This window comes from Rhizobium sp. P1_C7 (assembly GCF_056406295.1).
The window spans coordinates 1-17386 of sequence record NZ_JBFUAL010000019.1 but is presented as its reverse complement, the minus strand read 5'-3'; the positions used below and the strand labels follow the sequence as shown (position 1 = coordinate 17386).

The window sequence follows — 17386 nt, the reverse complement described above, 5'->3', positions numbered from 1 at the left end:
GCTTACTTGCCCTCGCTCTTCTCGGTCTGCGGCATGCGTTGGCTGCGTTCGGCCGACGCTTGCCGTTCCTGCGATCCAACCCGCTCGGCGAGCCGGTCGAGCGTGCGACGCATCGCCTTGGCCTCGTCCTGTTGCGCTTCGATCCAGTCGCGCAGCATCTGCTGCTCGTTGCGCATGTTCTTGACGAGGCCCTGGATGCCTTCGGCAAGGTTTGCCATGGCCGCGACAGACCGCTGGCTGCCGGCGCCGCCGTCTTCGGCGGACTTGCGCAGATAGTCGGAGAGTGCGCGGATCTCTTCGGGCGAAACGCCGGCGCCCGAAGAGATGGCCGGCACGGTCGCATCGGACCCGACATCGGTGACCGACGAGAGCCAATTTTCCAGTTCCACGTAGAAGCGGTTCTGGGCGCGGCCGGCCTGCAGGTCCAGAAAGCCAAGAATAAGCGAGCCGGAGAGGCCGAGCAGCGAGGACGAGAATGCCTGCCCCATTCCGGAAAGCGGCGTCGACAGTCCTTCCTTCAGGGCGCTGAGCACATCGGAGTTGCCGTTGGTCCCTGCATCGAGCGACTGAATGACGCTGCTGATCGAGCTGATCGTACCGATCAGGCCCCAAAAGGTGCCGAGCAGGCCAAGGAAGACCAGGAGTCCGATGAGGTAACGCGAGACGTCGCGTGATTCATCGAGCCGGTTGGCGATCGAATCCAGGATGGACCGGAACGCCGCGGTCGAAAGCCCGGCCGAGGCCTTGCGGCTGCCGAGCAGCGTGCGCATCGGCGCCAGCAGTTTGGGATCGCGGCTGACCTTGTCGGCGCTGCCTGCGGCGCGAAACGAATTGAACCAGCGCACTTCGGGGCGAAGCGCCAGCACATGTGTGAAGACGAGGATGATACCGACGCCGAGCACGCCGAGAATCAGGCCGTTGAGGCCCGGATTGTGCATGAAGGCGGTCTGCGCCTGTCGGAACAAGATCGCGGCAATGAACCCGACGATGACGAGGAACATGACCATCGTCCACAGGAACGGCATCGGACTGGAGAGTTTGTAGCTGTAGTTGCCCGTGGGTTTTTCGGTCGAGCCGAACTCCGCCACATTCACGTTTTCCATAGATTCCGCAGCCTCCGGCTTCATCGCCTCCGAAGATTAGAGCATCATTGCGCCGAATTGAAGTACGTGGAACAGAAAACCGTGTCTTTACAACAGCGATTTAGCGGCTGGGGACCGGTCGCTTGGCCACATCAAGCAATGCCTTCTGAATGTGCTCGTTGCCGGCCACGACGCCGCCGGTTTCCAGGATGGAGGTGCCGCCATCCCAATCGGACACATAGCCGCCAGCTTCACGGATCAGCAGGATCCCGGCAGCAATATCCCAGGCCGAGAGCCCCGTCTCCCAGTAGCCGTCGAACCGGCCGGCAGCGACATAGGCGAGATCCAGCGATGCCGCGCCCATGCGGCGAATACCGGCCACTTCGCCCATGACGTGGCGAAGCTCGACGAGGAACTTCCCGTGGTTGCCGCGACCGAGATGCGGCACCCCGCAGGCGACGACAGAATCCGAAAGCACCCGACGCCCACCAACGCGAAGACGCCGGTCGTTGAGGAAAGCCCCACCGCCGCGCTCGGCGGTGTACAGCTCGTCGGTCGCCGGGTTGAAGACGACGCCGGCGACGATCTCGTTGTTGCGCTCAAGCGCGATCGAGACGGCAAACTGCGGAATGCCGTGCAGGAAATTCGTCGTGCCGTCGAGCGGGTCGACGATCCAGCGATGCGCGCCGTCGGTGCCCTTGATCTCTTCGCTTTCCTCGCCGAGGAAGCCATAGGTCGGACGCGCCTTCAGAAGTTCGTCCCTGACGATCTTCTCGGCCTTGCGGTCTGCATTGGAGACGAAATCACCCGGTCCCTTGACGGACACCTGCAGGTTCTGCACTTCGCCGAAATCACGCCCCAGCGATTTTCCTGCCTTGATGGCAGCCTGAACCATGACATTGAGAAGAGCTGAACGGGCCATGTGGGCACTTTTCCTTGAACGGTAACGGAATGCGCTGTCAGGGCGGGGAAGGTCCCTGATCGCCGAAGGAGGCAGCGCTCTATAAAGATTGGCGGCTTCAAGACCACAAAACCAGGGAAATTTCAAGAGCGCTGCCGCAGGTCAGAGAGATGGCCGTGACAAAGTCGATCCCGTCGCGGCCGCAAACCGATGATTCAGGCCCGCCGCCTGGAATTTCTGCTCGGTTGTTAAAACTTTGCGCGCGATTTGCTCGAGGGCAAAATGCGCTCGACGCTGCCCCTCGCGATCGCCACCTTCGGCGTTCAGAAGACGCCGACGCGCAGGTGGGGACTAGCGCGTCCGGCGGAACTTGTTGGCGGCATCGATCGCCGCCTTCTGCTGGCTTTCATCAATACCGAGGTAGAAATCCTCGAGCGCCGGATCCGGCAGACCGGCGCGGCGCGACAGCACATACCATTTTGCTGCCTCGATCGGGTCCGGCTTGGTGCCAAGCGCATTGATGTAGAGGTGCGCGAGCTTGTTCTGCGCCACCACGTTGCCGCCCTTGGCAGCAATACGCAGCCATTGGAAGCCCCTGACGAAATCGCGCGGTCCGTTCGTGCCGTTGACAAGCCAGATACCGAGATCGACCTGGGCGGTATCGAACCCCGCATGCGCCGCACGCGCCATCCACTCGCGCGCCAGCTGCTTTTTCTCCACCGGCAGATCGGGAAGCGCCGAATAGATCTCGGCAACGGCATATTGGGCGTCCGCGATCCCCTGCTCCGCCGACTTCTCATAATACGGCAGCGCCAGCTTCAATCCCTTGTCGCCCGGATTATCGGCCGTGAGGATCTGGGCCCAGTTGAATTGCGCCGAAGAATTGCCGGCATCCGCCGACTTGTGCATGTACTCGTCCGCCTTGGCCTTGTCGCGTTTGACGATCCGCCCTTCGATGAGCATCAAGGAGTATTTGAACATGGCGGCCGCATCGCCACCTTCCGCCGCTTTTCCATACCAGAAGGCAGCATTCTTGGGATCGCGCTTGACGCCAAGGCCCGAGGCAAGCATCTCGGCAACGAGAGTCTGCGCCGCCGGATCGCCCAGCTGCGCGCGCGGCAGCGCCAAATCCATCGCCGTCAGGTAGTAGCCGCGCTGATAGGCTCCATAGGCCACATCGACAGGCCCCTTGTAGTCCTTCTCCGGCGGCAGGTCGGGCAGCTTCGCCCCCATCCGGTCAAACACGCCTACGCCCGACGAGGGCCCGGAACCGTCCGCCTGCGGGCGCGCCGATTTCAGCGCTTCGGGCGCTCCGGTCAGCGGACGCGTCACGACATTGTCGACCGTTTGCGCCAATGCGCCATGCGCAAGCGCTGCCACAACAGTAGCGGTCGCAATAAGAGAAAGGCGCAAATGGCGGGTCAGGATCGGCATGGGCGGGATATCAATCCTCAAACCGTGGCGCTTTTTCGTCCAAGAGCGCGTTGACTTCCGCCACGACGGACGGTGCCCGCGCGGGGTCCGCGAAAACGGCAAGCCGCAAGGCCACGAACTCGGCACCACTCTGCGCCACCACAAGCGCCGAAGCCGGGTCCGTACCGCCCATGACGATGCACGGGATCTCGATCATCGAGGCCCACCATTCGCCGAGCGCGACGTTCTTCGGATGCGCCTCCGGTTTGATATCGCCCTCGAGCTTGCCGAAGAAGATGTAGTCGGGGCGTTCCTCGCCGATTTCGAGTGCATGATGCCTGTCAGCCGCGTTGCCGCCACCGACGATCAGCTTGTCGGCATATTTGTCGATCGCCTCTGAGATCTCGCTGGCCGGACCCGTCAGGTGCAATCCGTCCGCCTTGGTGCGACCGACAACGCGGCTGTCGCCGGCGAGCAACGCTGCGGCGCCGGCTTCCTGAATGATCGGAACCAGCTTCTCGGCGTGCTTCTGAAACTCGCCGTCGTTCAATGCGTATTGCGGCACGATCACCGAGGCGACATCCCCGCCCTTCAGAGCATCGCCCACGATCTTCGCCTGCTCATCGGCATCAGCGATATCGGGAACGATCAGAACTAGGCGGCAGCGATTTTGCGGTTCGGTCATGAACTCTTTCCATTTGCAGCGGATTTCACAGTTTCCCGGCCGATCCGCACTCGTCCTGTGTGAGTAATTCCGTTAGACGGGACTGGCAAGGGAGGACTTTCAAAAGCATGCCGATGGACCTTTCATTTTACTACGCCGCCATCCCCGCCGTCATTCTGGTCGGCCTGGCGAAAGGCGGTATGGGCGACGCGCTGTCGTTGATCGGGCTGCCCTTTCTCGCCCTCGTCGTCCCGCCGGTTCAGGCCGCCGCAATCCTTCTGCCGATCCTTGTCTGCATGGACATGATCTCGCTGGTCATCTGGCGCAAGCATGGCGACTGGACAACGCTGAAGATCATGTTGCCCGGTGCCATCTTCGGCATCGCACTCGGCTGGGCGACCTCGGCACTTGTGCCGGGCAATGTCTTGCGGGTTGTTATCGGCACGGTCACCGTGCTCTTCTGCCTGCGCTACTTCTGGAACAATTTCGGCGCTGGCGCAGGACGGACAGCACCGCCACACGGCCAGCGCCCGCTTCTGGCAACCCTCTGGGGAAGTCTCTCCGGCTACGGCAGCTTCGTGGCGCATGCCGGAGGCGCGCCGTTCCAGATCTACGCGTTGCCGCTGCAACTGCCGCCACACGAATACATCGGAACCAGCGTACGCTTCTTCGCCATTGTCAACGCGATAAAGCTCGTCCCCTACTTCGCCCTCGGTCAGCTCGACACCCGCAACCTCGCGGCTGCCGCCACGCTTCTGCCCTTTGCGCCGCTGGCAACCTTCGCCGGTGCCTGGTGCGTGCGCCGGATGAAGCCGGCAATCTTCTATCCGTTCATGTATGCCATGGCGCTGATCGCAGCCATCCTGATCGCACGCGAGGGCCTGGGTTACTAGCGATACCGCGCTTTCGCTGCGACGCACAATCTCCTTGCCGAACTGCTTCGTTTGACGTAGCTTTCCGCCATGTCGAACGCGGACGCCTTCACTGCGATAGCCGACCCTCACCGGCGCTTCCTGCTGGAGGAGCTGCGACGAGCGCCGCGCACCGTCAACGAACTTGCCGAAGGCCTTCCGATAAGCCGCCCCGCCGTCTCCCAGCACCTCAAGGCACTGCTCGATTGCAACCTGGTTTCGGTGACAGCAAACGGCACCAAGCGCATCTATGCCGTCAATAATCGAGGATTCGACAGGCTCAACCTGTGGCTGGATCAATTCTGGGCCTGACCCTGCCGAAAAAGAAAGAGCGCCGATTGCGACTTGTTCCGCAACCGGCGCTCTGGAATCCTACCTGACGCAAAATCTTGCTAAATCATTGGGAATCTTGCGATATCACCTTCTGTTGTCGCGCGGGCCCACGTCAAGTATCTGGTTATCCTGTCAATGTACGGATGATTTGAGACGCTCAATCTCGTCCTTGATGCGCAACTTCCTGCGCTTGCACTCGGCAACCTCACGGTCGTCTCTCGAGGGGGATACCATAAGCGAATGAAGCTCGTCCTCAAGAGCGCCATGCTTTTTCTGGAGTGATTCAAGATGAGCTTGAACAGTCATTTGACCCTTCCTTCCTCTTACCTCTCTCCGGCCAACACCGCCGGAGATCCAAGGCGTCAACCTTTAAAGTGTGACACATTTCTGAAAGCTTGTCGAAGGCGAAAACAAGGAGACTACGTGGCAAATTCATGGTCATCACCAACTAGCCGTTACCGCTATTTGATGATAGGAGCATGCAAAAATCATCGCCAGGCCGGACAGCGTCCGAAGACGATCGTGGGGAATACAAATGCCGGATCAGGAACAGGCGGAAGTCAGGCTCATCGTTGCGCGCATGCGTCAGGAGCACGAAGACTATGATGTCGCCATCAACGCCATGATTGCTACCGGATGCGACGCGCTGCGCATTCAACGCATGAAGAAGAAGAAACTGGTTATCAAGGACAAGCTGACGAAGCTCGAGGACCAGATCATCCCTGATATCATCGCCTGAGGGAATTGTCGTGACGATGACAGACAGACCACCCGTAGCCATCATCATGGGCAGCCAGTCGGATTGGGAGACCATGAAGAACGCCGCCGATACGCTGGAAGCGCTGGAAATCCCATACGACGCCCGCATCATTTCGGCCCACCGCACGCCCGATCGCCTGGTGAATTTCGCCAAGTCGGCGCGGGACGAAGGCTTCAAGGTCATTATTGCTGGCGCCGGCGGCGCCGCTCATCTGCCGGGAATGGCAGCAGCCATGACGCCGCTTCCGGTCTTTGGCGTACCGGTTCAGTCCAAGGCACTGTCGGGTCAGGACAGTCTCCTTTCCATTGTTCAGATGCCGGGCGGCATTCCGGTCGGCACGCTGGCGATCGGCAAAGCGGGCGCGATCAACGCCGCCCTCCTCGCTGCCGCCGTCCTTGCCCTGTCGGACGAGGAAATCGCCGACCGCCTTGACGAATGGCGCGAGCGCCAGAGCGCCGCTGTCGCGGAATACCCGATGGACGACCTATGACAACAACAACGATCGGCATCATCGGCGGCGGCCAACTGGGCCGCATGATGGCCATGGCGGCTGCACGGCTGAACTTCCGCACCATCATCCTTGAGCCGCAGGTCGATTGTCCCGCCGCACAGGTGGCGAACGGCCAGATCGTTGCCGCCTACGACGATCCGGCGGCTCTCGCCGCACTTGCCAAGGACTGCGACGTCGTTACCTATGAATTCGAGAACGTGCCCGTTTCCGCCGCGGAAACGCTCGCGGGGAGCGTTCCGGTCTACCCGCCGCCCGTAGCTCTGGAAGCGGCACAGGACCGCTTGGTCGAGAAGCGCTTCATCAATGGCTGCGGCATACCGACAGCGGATTTTCGTGCCGTGGACAGCCAGTCCGACCTCGAGGCCGCACTGCGGGACTTCGGCGGCCAAGGCGTCGTGAAAACCCGCCGGCTCGGCTATGACGGCAAGGGCCAGAAGGTCTTCCGCTCCGGCGCCGACAGCGCCGACGGCGCCTATGCCGCCCTCGGCGGCGTGCCGCTGATTCTCGAAAGCTTCGTTTCCTTCGAGCGCGAGATCTCTATCATTGCCGCGCGAGCGACGGACGGAACGGTCACCTGCTTCGATCCGGCCGAAAACATCCACCGCAACGGCATTCTCCACACTTCGACGGTACCCGCCTCCATCACCGACGCGACGGCTGCCGCCGCCCGCGAGGCTGCGGAGAAGATCCTGGCGACGCTCGGCTATGTCGGCGTCGTCGGCATCGAGTTCTTTGTGCTCGCCGATGGCAGCCTGATCGCCAACGAGATGGCGCCACGCGTTCACAACTCCGGCCATTGGACGGAAGCAGCCTGCGCCGTCTCGCAGTTCGAGCAGCATATCCGCGCCGTCGCCGGCTTGCCGCTCGGCAATGCCGATCGTCACTCCGACTGCGTTATGCAGAACCTGATCGGCGACGATATCCTGGCGCTGCCCGACTGGCTAAAGCGCCGCGATACGCTGGTTCACCTCTACGGCAAGACAGAATCCCGGCCCGGCCGCAAGATGGGGCACGTCACGACGCTGACGGCAAAATCGTCGGTCTTTCCCTGACCGAACGCACTTCCGCCACGGGAAAAACACCTTCGTGTGGTTGACACAGACAAGTGGCCGGGTTATCTGCACGCCCAACCTGAAGAGCGCGCCCTGAGCGCGCTTTTGAATGTAATATATACGGGCGAATGTGAATTCCCCCAAACATCGCGGATCAAAACAATGAAGATCAAGAATTCGCTCAAGTCGCTCAAGGCTCGTCACCGTGACAACCGCCTGGTTCGCCGCAAGGGCCGCGTCTACATCATCAACAAGCTGAACCCGCGCTTCAAGGCTCGTCAGGGCTGATAGCGCACGGCCGAATGGCTCGGCGCCTTGTGTGCCTGAGCTTGTTCGGGGGATTGCCGAGGTGATCCGTTAAATCGCTTTGATCTTCTGCGTTGGCGGGCTAGTATGCCCGCCATGCGTCTTTTAGCCATGACATCAGCGGTGCTACCGCTCGCTCTCGCCTTGCTGGCTTCGGTGCCGCCTGCCGCCGCGCAGGACAAGGAAACGATCGTCGAGCAGCCGGATGCCAATGCGAACCTCTCCCCCAAACAGCATCTCGACCAGCTCTATACGCAGCTGAAACGCGAGCGCGACGCCGACAAGGCGAGCGGTATTGCCGACGAGATTCGCACCGAATGGAACGATTCCGGCAGTGCCACGGTCAACCTGCTGATGCAATGGGCCGACAAGGCGATCCAGGATAAGCGCAACGCCGCAGCCCTCGATTTCCTCGATCAGGCAATCGCTTTGAAGCCGAACTACGCCGAGAGCTGGAACCGCCGCGCGACGTTGAACTATGCCAACGGCAGCATGCGCAAATCCATGTCCGACATCGAACGCGTCCTCGATATCGAGCCGCGCCATTTCGGCGCACTGTCAGGCATGGCGGCAATTCTCACCGAGTCGGGCAACGACACGCTTGCGCTCAAGGCCTGGGAGCGATTTCTCGACATATACCCGGCCAATCGCACAGCACAGGAACAGATGAACACACTCGCCGAAAAACTGGCAGGCAACCGCACCTGATCCCCGACGGTGAACCGCTGCTGCCTATCCTTCGTAATGTGTCCGTACGTTTGTTCAGGTCGCTTTCATGTTTGCCGAAGTCTCAGTGCTCCTCGCACCCCTTGCAGCCGCCATCGGTTACTCCTCCTATATGGCGCACCAGATCGAGCAGGCACATCCCAATATCGGAGAACTGACCGACATCGGCGGCTACCGCATGAATGCCGTTCATGTTCCACGCCCACAATCCGCCGACCTTCCCGCTCTTGTCTTCATCCACGGCGCCAGCGGTAACCTGCTCGACCAGCGTCGAGCCTTTCTTGCGCCGCTCGCCGGCCGCGCGGAAATGCTGTTCGTCGACCGGCCGGGTCATGGCTATTCCGAGCGTGGCGGCTCGGAAAACGTGTTTCCATCCGGCCAGGCGGACGCCATCGCGCACCTCATGGAGAAGCGCGGCATAGAGAAGGCGATCATCGTCGGACATTCCTTCGGCGGCGCGATTGCTGCGGCCTTCGGCGTTCGCCATCCGGAAAAGACCAGCGGCCTCCTCTTCCTCGCCCCGGCGACTCATCCGTGGCCGGGAGGGGTCGACTGGTACTACCATGTCGCGACCGTGCCGCTGATCGGGTGGCTCTTTACGCACGCGCTCGTGGTGCCCCTTGGACTGTGGCGGATGGAACAGGGAACCCAGAGCGTCTTCAGCCCCAATCCGCGCCCTGCGGACTATATCGCAAGCACCGGCCCCGCTCTGGTGCTGCGACCGGAGACATTCTACAACAATGCCGCCGATTGCACCCGGCTGCTCCGCTATGTGAAGGCACAGTCGCCTCTTTACGCGCAAATCGCTGCACCGACGGTCATCATCACGGGCGATAGCGACGATATCGTCTGGGAGCATGTCCACTCGCAGGGACTGGCCCGCGACATCGTGCATTCCGAGCTGGTCAGGGTCCGCGGTGTCGGACACAAGCCGGACTATCTGGCAACCGACGTCGCCATCGCCGCGCTGGAAAAGATCGCGGGACAGCCCCACGATCTACAGGCTGTGGCGCGCACGGCGGAAGAACGCCTTGCGCGCCAAGGCGTCCATCGTGGCTAGCCCCGAGACGTCGCGCGTTCCGCGACTGGTGGCCCAATGCTGGAATCTGGCCGAACTGGTGGCGTGAAACGTGCGGTATCATTGCCTCGCGGCACAGGCGTCCCATATCTTTCCTATCGCCGTCCTTCGAGGGAAGCCATGGACCGCCTCTGCATGAAATCATTCGCCGTCGTAGCCGCGCTGTCGCTCGCCCTTGCGCCGCTGACACCGGCCTTCGCCGCATCGCCCGCGCCCGTCGAGGCCGAACACGGCATGGTCGTTACCGCCCAGCATCTGGCAACCGACGTCGGCGTCAATGTCCTGAAGAGCGGCGGCAACGCGGTGGATGCGGCGGTCGCGGTCGGCTATGCGCTGGCGGTCGTCTATCCCTCAGCCGGCAACATCGGCGGCGGTGGCTTCATGACCATCCGGTTGAAGGACGGCCGAACGACCTTCCTCGACTTCCGCGAACGCGCGCCGCTTGCCGCCACCAAGGCGATGTATCTCGATGCCAAGGGAGATGTTGTGCCGCGCGCCAGTCTCGACGGGTACCTCGCCGTCGGCGTGCCCGGTTCCGTCATGGGCTTCGAGACCGCGCGCGAGAAATACGGCACGAAATCTCGCGACGAGCTGCTGGGACCGGCCATCCGCTATGCACAGGAGGGCTTCACGCTTGAGCCGGGCGACGCCGCGAGCCTCGCCGGCAGCGCCAAGCGCTTGCACAAGGACGAGGCCGCCGCGAAGATATTCCTGAAATCGGATGGCAAGACCTATACCGCCGGCGAGAGGCTGATACAGCCCGACCTCGGCGCCGTGCTCGCCAGCATCGCGCATAAGGGACCGGACGCCTTCTACAAGGGCACTCCAGCAGATGCCATCGTCAAGGCGAGCCAGGCCAAGGGTGGCATCCTCGTGAAGGAGGATTTCGAACAGTATGCCGTACGGGAGCTGAAACCGATCGAGTGCAATTATCGCGGCTACGGCATCGTCTCCTCGCCTCCACCCTCCTCCGGCGGCGTCATCATCTGCGAAATCCTGAACGTGCTGGAAGCCTATCCGCTCCCCTTTCTCGGCTACGGTTCTGCCGAGACGGTACATCTCATGGTGGAAGCGATGCGCTACGCCTATGTCGATCGCAATGCCGCACTTGGCGATCCCGATTTCATCGAGAATCCGGTGTCCAGGTTGTTGGACAAGGGATATGCCAAGGATATCCGCGCCAAGATCGATACCTACAAGGCGGGTACTTCGGCCAACCTGAAACCGCTCGGCGCCAAGGAAAGCGTTGAGACGACGCACTATTCGATCATCGACGACGAGGGCAACGTGGTGGCCGTCACCTATACGCTGAACGGCTCCTTCGGTGCCGGCGTGGTGGCGCCCGGCACGGGCATCCTGCTCAACAACGAAATGGATGACTTCACCTCCAAGCCAGGGGTGCCGAACCTCTATGGCCTGGTCCAGGGCGAAGCCAACGCCATCGCGCCAAAGAAGACGCCGCTCTCGTCGATGAGCCCCACGATCGTCACCAGGGACGGCAAGCCGTTCATGGTGATCGGCAGCCCCGGCGGCTCGCGCATCATCACCATTACGCTCGAAGCGATCCTGAACGTGGTCGATTTCGGCATGGACATCAGCCAGGCTGTCAACGCCCCGCGCATTCACCATCAATGGCAGCCGGACAAGATCTATTTCGAACCATACACCCTCTCCCCCGATACGGTCCGAACGCTCATTTCCATGGGCCACACGCTGGACGACGGCAGCGGGCCGCCGCAATGGGGCCAGGCCGCCGGTATCCTCGTCGGCGGAAAGAGCCTCGCCGATATCGAAAAGGGCGGCGGCGCGCGCTATTACGGCGCCATGGACAGCCGCGCGCCCGAGGGATCGGCCGGCGGTTATTGATCAGCGGATGCGGGCGTGAACGTAATCGCCCTTGATCGTCACCAGCGGCCTGGCGCCGGAAACGCTTGGGCTCGGACTGTCGACAAGGGCCGCCTTGGCGGTCACCGTATACTCAACCGGCACATCCCTGCCGAAACCGAGTTCGGCCTCCAGCGATTGCGCCGTGATATCGATCCGCTCGTCGCGCCGGATCGCATCGTAATTCAGCCGCGCCCGCACGGCCGCACCCAGAATATCGACAGTGGAGGCATGGCCCTCGAGCGCGATGTCGGCTGCCTTGCTTGAGATTCCAAGCCTGGCGAAATCGCCCTCGAACCGGGCCTTGACGGTTTGCTGATCGACGCGAACCGCACTGCCCGACGGGACGTTCGCGAACACGACGGGTGTGCAGTCCGACAAATCCATCCACGAGGTCTGCGTCACCTCGACCCGCAACGTCGTTCCCGCGATATGCATCTGGCTGCGATCCCGGCAACTATCGAAGAGCCAGCTGGAATACCATGAGGAAAACCACCCGCCACGGCGCCCGCGCGTCTCTGCCCGGTACGGCTCGCCCGGTTTGGTGGTGATCCTGATATCGCTCGCATCGCCGCTGACGACGATGGTGCGGACGGCTGAAATGTCGAGTACCTCGCCGGGCGACCCGGTATCGGCAAAGGCCGCAACCAGCGTCATGAAGAATGCGGGTATGAATAGGAAAAATGTCATCGCCTGTCTCCTTGAGAGAGCCGCCCTGAACGTGGCGGCTGAGGCAATGTGACGAATGGAGACATTTATCGAGACCTGAAACGCAATCCGGGTCGCCCGCGATTGCGATCAGGGCCATTCTCGTGCTGATATTCAGGCATGCGTCATCGGATCCGCCATCATGATCTTCGTTCCACTGCCCTTCGTCATCGCGCTTTTGCTTGTCATCCTGTTGGTCCGAATGTTCCGGCAGGGCGATTGGCGCGCGCCGGAAAAACGCCCCTTTCTGCTTCTGATCAGCGTCTACGCGCTGCAATCGGTGCTGATCGGCATCCGCTGGGGCTACGACGTCACCGAGATCCTTCCGGCCCAGGCGATCATCGCCTCGCTGATCGCCAGCCTCGCCTGGATCAGCTTCCGAAGCCTTGCGTTGGAGGGGCGGGTCTCTCTTGTTCGCTTCTGGCCGCATCTGCTGCCTGCTGCCCTGACCGCCTGCCTCCTGGTTTTCTGGCGCGAACCGGTCAGTCCGGTCCTGACCGCCATTTTCATCGCCAATGGCGCAGCACTCCTATGGCTTGCGCGTCACGGCCCCGATGCGCTCGTCTCCTCACGTCTCGACGGTGCCCTGCTGTCTTACCGCTCCCTGCTGATCACTGCCGTGGCGCTGATCGCATCCGCCATCGCCGACATCGCCATCAGCCTTGACCTGACGCAGACGGGCGGCATTCATTCCGGTGCCATTGTCGCGCTCGGCAATGTCCTGACGCTGCTCGTCCTCGGCACGGCCGCCGCCGTTGCAAGCGGCAGCCAGTCGCTCGACAACCCGTCTTCCGAACCGCAACTCGCCGCAGCGCCGGCGCCGACGGAGGAAGACGCCACCATAGCGGCGGCTCTCGATCGCCTCATGCAATCGCGCCAAATCTACCGCGATCCAGACCTCAGCCTCGGCCGCATAGCCCGGAAAATGAACCTGCCGGCCCGCCGCGTCTCGATTGCTGTCAACCGCGTCCACGGCATGAGCGTGTCGCAATATGTCAATGATTTCCGCATTCGCGCCGCCTGCGAGCTCTTGGCGCAGACCGCCGAGCCGGTGACACGGCTGATGTTCGACTGCGGCTTCATCAGCAAGTCGAATTTCAATCGCGAATTCCTGCGCTTGAGCGGCACAAGCCCCACGGAATTCAGACGGCGCAACCGCGCGAACCTCGTTGCGCTTGAGCCGCCTGCAAAAAAGACGCTTTTCGTGTCACCGTGACAAAATCGCCGTTCACAACGACAGCATGCCGCCCTAAGCATGAGCGGACCATCATCTGAAAGAGCTTCCATGGCCAGCATTGAAATGATCGTCGCAGCCCGCGCCCGCCTGCGCGGACATGCACGCCGCACGCCGCTTCTCTCATCCCCGTTCCTTAACGACATCGCCGGACGGCGCATCTTCGTGAAGGCCGAATGCCTGCAGCATACGGGCTCGTTCAAATTCCGCGGCGGCTGGGCAGCGGTCTCATCCCTCGATCCGGCTGTTCGCGCCCGCGGCGTCATCGCCTTTTCGTCAGGCAATCACGCGCAGGGGGTCGCCCTTGCCGCCAAGCTGCACGGCATACCTTCCGTCATCATCATGCCGTCGGACGCGCCGAAGCTGAAGATCGCCAACACCCGCGCAATCGGTGCAGAAGTTGTGCTTTACGACCGCGCGACGCAGGACCGCGACGCGATCGGCGCTGAGCTGTCGACGGAGCGCAAACTGACGCTGATCAAGCCCTTCGACGAACCGCAGGTGATTGCGGGACAGGGGACGACGGGCCTCGAGATTGCCGAGCAGGCCGAGGAGGAAGGCGTGAAGTCGGCCGAGGTCCTGGTGCCCTGCGGCGGCGGCGGCCTTTCCTCCGGCATAGCGTTGGCGCTGGAAGCGAGCGCCCCGGCGTTCCGCGTGCGCCCCTGCGAGCCCGATGGCTTCGACGACACGACGCGCTCGCTTGCATCGGGCAGGATCGAACGCAATGCGACGCTGACCGGCTCGATCTGTGACGCCATCATCACGCCGCAGCCTGGCAACATTACCTTCCCGATCCTGAAACGCCTTGCCGGTGCCGGCATCGTGGTCAGCGACGACGAAGCGCTACGCGCCATGTCCCTTGCCTTCACGCGGCTGAAGATCGTCGTCGAGCCGGGCGGCGCAGTGGCGCTTGCAGCAGCCCTGTTCCATGGCGAGCAGATGGACGAAGAAGACGCCATCGTCGTCACCTCGGGTGGCAACGTCGATGCCGACATCTTCGCCAGGGCGCTTGCGCTTCACGGATAAAGGCGGGCCGAAACCCGCCTCTGACAAGCGATATCGTCAGGCGGCCTTGTAACGCTGCGCCGGCGCGGAGCGCGACAGGTTTGGCAGCAGCGCCTGGCGGGCATCCTCGTACGCCTTCAGCAATCCAGCGTCCTGAAGCGCCGGGATCGTTGCAAACTCGTCTTGATCGAAGCCCGCCAGCGCGGCATCGACCATATCTTCGGCGGACATGACGATTTCAGAAGGCAGATGCTCGACGGGCGTCCCCGCGATGTCCCAAAATTCGGTCGCGGTCGCACCGGGCAGCACCGCCTGCACACGAATGTCCTGGTCCGCCAGCTCGTGTTTGAGAGACTGGCTGAAGGCAAGGACGAAGGCCTTGCTGGCACCATAGACGCCATTCAGCACCTCCGGCCCGATGGCGACGATCGAAGCGATGTTGATGATCGATCCGCCACCACGGGCAACGAAACCGGGCACGGCGGCATAGGTCAGCCGCATCAGCGCCGTGACGTTGAGCTCGATCATCGCCTGCATCTTGTCGACGTCGGAGGAAAGCAGCGGCGACGTCCCGCCGACACCGGCGTTGTTGACGAGGAGCGCAATGCTGCGGTCGGTTCTCAGCACCTCCTCGACGCGACGGAGGCCGACCCGGTCGCCGAGATCGGCAGTGAGCGTTTCGATGGTGCGGCCGGTTTCATCGGTCAGCCTGCTCGCAAGCGCCGAGAGACGCTCGCCATTGCGGGCCACGAGAATCAGGTCATAGCCGCGCTTGGCGAGCCGGTGCGCATAGACCGCGCCGATGCCCGACGATGCGCCGGTGATCAGCGCCGTGCCCTTGGATGCCGGTGTCTTGGATCTCTGCGCCTCGGATGTCTGTGTCATCGCTTTCTTCCTTCTGCTGCGCCGGCCCCTGCCGCTCGCTTCGGAAGAGTCTATGCCGAATTGCCGACGGCCTGAATGTCATATATACCACCTTTTAGGACAATGGAGTTTACGGCCGTGCAGACCATCGCCATGCTTCTCTTCCCCGGTTTCCAGGTGATGAGCCTGGCCGCGGTCTCTGTCTTCGAATTCGCCAATATCGATCTTGGCGGCGAAACCTACGGGATCCGCTATATCTCGAAGACCGGCGGCCCCGTGCCAAGCTCCTTCGGAATGTCCATAGACACCGAGCCGTTCGACGATCCGGCCTTCGACACGCTGATGATCTCAGGCGCCCCCGGCGTCACGCTGCCCACGCAGGCCGAGAGTGATTTCATTCGCGCGGCCCTCGGCCAGTCCCGCCGCGTAGCCTCGATCTGCACCGGCGCCTTCTTCCTGGCCGAAGCGGGCGTGTTGGACGGCCGCCGCGCCACCACCCACTGGCTGCTCGCCCGCGAGCTGCAGTCCCGCTATCCCAGGATAACGATCGAGGAGGACCGCATCTTCATCGTCGACGGATCTGTCTGGACATCGGCAGGCATGACGGCCGGCGTCGATCTTGCGCTCGCCATGGTCGAGAAGGATCATGGCGCAGAGGTCGCCCGATCCGTCGCCCGCAAACTCGTCGTCTATCACCGCCGGGCCGGCGGCCAATCGCAGTTTTCGACCCTGCTGGAGCTGGAACCGAAGTCGGATCGCATCCAGAAGGCGCTCGCCTATGCGCGCGGCAATCTGAAGAACACACTGTCGGTGGACGAGCTTGCCGAAGCGGCGCATCTGAGCCCCCGCCAGTTCAGCCGCGCCTTCCGCGCAGAGACCGGACAATCGCCCGCCAAGGCCGTCGAAAACCTGCGCCTCGAGGCGGCGCGGCTGATGATGGAACAGAGTCGGCACCCGATCGACGTCGTCGCCGCGGAGACCGGCTTTGCAGATCGCGAGCGCATGCGCCGCGCCTTCGTCCGCGCCTTCGGCCAACCGCCGCAGGCAATCCGTCGCAACGCGCAGCACGCTTTCGATCCTAGCTTTACAGTTGCATTTTAGATCTCATGTGAGCTCGTTTAACGGTCGAATGATGCGGGCGCACCAACTTGACCATGCGATGACGTATGCAGGCTTTATGCGACGCTGTGCAAGGCTATCGGCAATGCATCGGACTTCCTGGCTGACTAGCGGGATCAGAGCCTGATGGTCGGCATTGGCAGCGTTTTTTGGGGGCGTCACGTTGGCGCGATACCGGATCACCAAAAATATAGTGAGTTTCTATCAGCAGGATCCAACGGGTGAATGTGCCCTCACCTGCCCGACCTTGCCAGCGATCGGGCGATATCGACAATGTCATCGCGCGAGGCAGTGGGATCGTCTCTGTTCCAGGCAACCCCGAGCCCGATCCGGAAATCGATCCCCCTCACCTTCTTGAGCTCGAAGGCACGGTTGGGCAGATCGCGAACCCACTCCGGTGCAAAGCCGATGCCGAGCCCTGCCGAGACAAGCGACACCAGTGAGTAGGTGTCGTCGCAGGTATAGGCGATATTGCGGGTCAGATCATACGCCTCGAACTTCTCGTTGAAGTACCGCTCGGTGAAAGACAGGTTCTGCCTGTTGAAGGCGATGATCTTCTCATCGCGAAGATCCTCGATGCCGATCTCCTCTTGCGCTGCCAGCGGGCTCGCCTTTGCGACCGCCAGCAGATAGCGCTCATGGGCAATCGAGAAGAACCGCAGCGAGCCGATGTTCTCGACCGGTCGGATGAAGCCGAGATTGATCTGGCCGCTTTCCAGGCTGCGGATGATATCGCTGGTGTTGCCGCTGGAAATATGGATGCGCACATCCGGATACTTGCGGGCGATCTTTGCCAGGAACRCCGGCAGCACCCCTGTGGTGGCCGGATAGACGG

The 17386-nt window shown here is 62.2% G+C and carries 20 protein-coding genes; 12 read left to right on the top strand and 8 right to left on the bottom strand.

The features are described from left to right. Positions 1–2: 2 nt before the first annotated feature. The 4 genes from AC1D2R_RS24105 to AC1D2R_RS24090 form a co-directional block, all read right to left on the bottom strand. Positions 3–1103, bottom strand: a complete 1101-nt coding sequence (locus AC1D2R_RS24105) for a flagellar motor protein MotA (protein ID WP_477971223.1) — start codon at positions 1101–1103, stop codon at positions 3–5. A gap of 100 nt (positions 1104–1203) precedes the next feature. Beyond that, on the bottom strand, positions 1204–2004 hold the full coding sequence (locus tag AC1D2R_RS24100; RefSeq protein WP_477971221.1) for an inositol monophosphatase family protein: 801 nt from the start codon (positions 2002–2004) through the stop codon (positions 1204–1206). A gap of 330 nt (positions 2005–2334) precedes the next feature. Beyond that, positions 2335–3417: a tetratricopeptide repeat protein gene (locus tag AC1D2R_RS24095; protein ID WP_477971219.1), complete on the bottom strand. Its 1083-nt coding sequence runs from the start codon at positions 3415–3417 to the stop codon at positions 2335–2337. A 10-nt stretch (positions 3418–3427) separates the two neighbouring features. Continuing rightward, the gene (locus tag AC1D2R_RS24090; RefSeq protein ID WP_477971217.1) at positions 3428–4081 is read right to left on the bottom strand and encodes a thiamine phosphate synthase; all 654 of its coding nucleotides are present in this window, start codon (positions 4079–4081) and stop codon (positions 3428–3430) included. Positions 4082–4188: 107 nt separating this feature from the next. On the opposite strand from AC1D2R_RS24090, the gene AC1D2R_RS24085 reads away from it, so the two are divergent. Both AC1D2R_RS24085 and AC1D2R_RS24080 read left to right on the top strand, forming a co-directional pair. Then, positions 4189–4953 carry a sulfite exporter TauE/SafE family protein gene (locus AC1D2R_RS24085; RefSeq protein WP_477971215.1) on the top strand — a complete coding sequence of 255 codons (765 nt, stop codon included), beginning with the start codon at positions 4189–4191 and terminating at the stop codon, positions 4951–4953. Between the two features lie 69 nt (positions 4954–5022). Beyond that, a complete protein-coding gene (locus AC1D2R_RS24080) occupies positions 5023–5283 on the top strand; it encodes an ArsR/SmtB family transcription factor (protein ID WP_037069369.1) in 261 nt (86 codons plus the stop codon). Between the two features lie 153 nt (positions 5284–5436). On the opposite strand, the gene AC1D2R_RS24075 is transcribed toward AC1D2R_RS24080, so the two are convergent. After that, complete coding sequence (locus AC1D2R_RS24075; protein WP_477971213.1) at positions 5437–5610, bottom strand: YdcH family protein; 174 nt, start codon at positions 5608–5610, stop codon at positions 5437–5439. A 229-nt stretch (positions 5611–5839) separates the two neighbouring features. On the opposite strand from AC1D2R_RS24075, the gene AC1D2R_RS24070 reads away from it, so the two are divergent. From AC1D2R_RS24070 to ggt, 7 genes are all read left to right on the top strand, one after another. Then, entirely contained in the window at positions 5840–6043 is a 204-nt protein-coding gene (locus AC1D2R_RS24070; RefSeq protein ID WP_037069374.1) for a YdcH family protein, read from the top strand. 16 nt (positions 6044–6059) lie between these two features. Continuing rightward, entirely contained in the window at positions 6060–6554 is a 495-nt protein-coding gene (gene purE, locus AC1D2R_RS24065; RefSeq protein ID WP_037069377.1) for a 5-(carboxyamino)imidazole ribonucleotide mutase, read from the top strand. Next, positions 6551–7627, top strand: coding sequence for a 5-(carboxyamino)imidazole ribonucleotide synthase (locus tag AC1D2R_RS24060; RefSeq protein ID WP_477971211.1), 1077 nt, complete (start codon positions 6551–6553; stop codon positions 7625–7627). The genes purE and AC1D2R_RS24060 overlap by 4 nt, the downstream gene beginning before the upstream one ends. A gap of 162 nt (positions 7628–7789) precedes the next feature. Continuing rightward, positions 7790–7915: a type B 50S ribosomal protein L36 gene (gene ykgO, locus AC1D2R_RS24055; RefSeq protein WP_037069952.1), complete on the top strand. Its 126-nt coding sequence runs from the start codon at positions 7790–7792 to the stop codon at positions 7913–7915. A gap of 105 nt (positions 7916–8020) precedes the next feature. Continuing rightward, on the top strand, positions 8021–8641 hold the full coding sequence (locus AC1D2R_RS24050; protein WP_477971209.1) for a hypothetical protein: 621 nt from the start codon (positions 8021–8023) through the stop codon (positions 8639–8641). A 67-nt stretch (positions 8642–8708) separates the two neighbouring features. Further along, positions 8709–9719 carry an alpha/beta fold hydrolase gene (locus AC1D2R_RS24045; RefSeq protein ID WP_477971207.1) on the top strand — a complete coding sequence of 337 codons (1011 nt, stop codon included), beginning with the start codon at positions 8709–8711 and terminating at the stop codon, positions 9717–9719. A 138-nt stretch (positions 9720–9857) separates the two neighbouring features. Then, the gene (ggt, locus tag AC1D2R_RS24040; RefSeq protein ID WP_477971205.1) at positions 9858–11603 is read left to right on the top strand and encodes a gamma-glutamyltransferase; all 1746 of its coding nucleotides are present in this window, start codon (positions 9858–9860) and stop codon (positions 11601–11603) included. Here the strand turns inward: ggt and AC1D2R_RS24035 are convergent, their stop codons facing one another. Then, positions 11604–12311, bottom strand: a complete 708-nt coding sequence (locus AC1D2R_RS24035; RefSeq protein WP_477971203.1) for a hypothetical protein — start codon at positions 12309–12311, stop codon at positions 11604–11606. It lies immediately after the preceding gene. Positions 12312–12471: 160 nt separating this feature from the next. On the opposite strand from AC1D2R_RS24035, the gene AC1D2R_RS24030 reads away from it, so the two are divergent. Further along, on the top strand, positions 12472–13545 hold the full coding sequence (locus tag AC1D2R_RS24030; protein WP_477971201.1) for a helix-turn-helix domain-containing protein: 1074 nt from the start codon (positions 12472–12474) through the stop codon (positions 13543–13545). Positions 13546–13614: 69 nt separating this feature from the next. Next, positions 13615–14589 (top strand): threonine ammonia-lyase, encoded by a 975-nt coding sequence (locus tag AC1D2R_RS24025; RefSeq protein ID WP_477971199.1) that lies wholly within the window; start codon positions 13615–13617, stop codon positions 14587–14589. A gap of 36 nt (positions 14590–14625) precedes the next feature. Here AC1D2R_RS24025 and AC1D2R_RS24020 read toward each other — a convergent pair whose 3' ends face one another. Further along, entirely contained in the window at positions 14626–15453 is an 828-nt protein-coding gene (locus AC1D2R_RS24020; protein ID WP_477971197.1) for an SDR family NAD(P)-dependent oxidoreductase, read from the bottom strand. A gap of 117 nt (positions 15454–15570) precedes the next feature. Here AC1D2R_RS24020 and AC1D2R_RS24015 point away from each other — a divergent pair, with 117 nt between their 5' ends. Continuing rightward, the gene (locus AC1D2R_RS24015; RefSeq protein ID WP_477971195.1) at positions 15571–16533 is read left to right on the top strand and encodes a GlxA family transcriptional regulator; all 963 of its coding nucleotides are present in this window, start codon (positions 15571–15573) and stop codon (positions 16531–16533) included. A gap of 251 nt (positions 16534–16784) precedes the next feature. Here AC1D2R_RS24015 and AC1D2R_RS24010 read toward each other — a convergent pair. Further along, a partial coding sequence (locus AC1D2R_RS24010) for a LysR family substrate-binding domain-containing protein (RefSeq protein ID WP_477971193.1) occupies positions 16785–17386 on the bottom strand: 602 nt, incomplete at its 5' end.